Origin of the sequence: Enterobacter cloacae complex sp. S3 (genome assembly GCF_014930495.1) — a bacterium.
GTDB classification, from domain to species: Bacteria; Pseudomonadota; Gammaproteobacteria; order Enterobacterales; family Enterobacteriaceae; genus Enterobacter; species Enterobacter asburiae_B.
Map to the genome: position 1 here is coordinate 1 of NZ_JADBRD010000111.1, position 636 is coordinate 636.

The window sequence follows — 636 nt, forward strand, 5'->3', positions numbered from 1 at the left end:
CGTTTCTACGCATGCTCCTGCCGCTCGCCGCAGCCGAACGGCAGGAGCGTAGCGACTGAGTGAGCGAGGAAGCGGAAAAGAGAACATCCCTACACTGAGCACTGACGCTCTGAGGCTTCTTATGACGAAACAACAGAAAACAGCGCTGAACATGGCTAAATTCATCCAGAATCAGTCTCTGCTCCTGCTGGAGAAGCTTAACGAGCTTGATCTCGATGTTGAGGCCGACCTTTGTGAGAAACTCCACGATGATGCGGAGCATCTTTTCCGTACACTGTCCTTGAGACTGGATGAATTACAGGATGGTAACTGATGGCCAGAGTGTCTATTAGTGAGGCTGCCCGACTGACGGGTAAGAGTAGAACAACACTCCATAGGTTAATTAGAGCAGGTGACCTGTCCACCTGTAGCGGTGAACGCAATGCAAAAATGGTAGATACTTCAGAGCTTTTGCGTGTCTTTGGTCCCTTTGAGCAACCGAAGGGTGAACACCATTCTGGACAGGTCTCTGAACAGCGTGATACAGCCTCTGCTGACCAGAGTGAACAGGTGATTCGTCATCTGAAACAGGAGATTGAACACCTGAACACCTTACTTTTGTCCAAGGATTCGCATATTGACAGCCTGAAACAGGCC

Annotated in this window: 2 protein-coding genes; both read left to right on the plus strand. The window is 50.0% G+C overall.

Going from position 1 to position 636, the window contains the following annotated elements; translation table 11 throughout:
* The first annotated feature begins 121 nt into the window (after window positions 1-121).
* Window positions 122-313 carry a Rop family plasmid primer RNA-binding protein gene (locus tag IM317_RS23705; RefSeq protein WP_085843021.1) on the plus strand — a complete coding sequence of 64 codons (192 nt, stop codon included), beginning with the start codon at window positions 122-124 and terminating at the stop codon, window positions 311-313.
* Window positions 313-636: AlpA family transcriptional regulator (locus IM317_RS23710; protein WP_193362553.1), on the plus strand; the 324-nt coding region annotated here is incomplete at its 3' end. The genes IM317_RS23705 and IM317_RS23710, both read left to right, overlap by 1 nt.

What these genes read in the sequence shown, in the direction of transcription:
- IM317_RS23705 (WP_085843021.1), top strand. Translation starts at nt 122, where the DNA reads ATGACGAAACAACAGAAAACAGCGCTGAACATGGCTAAATTCATCCAG.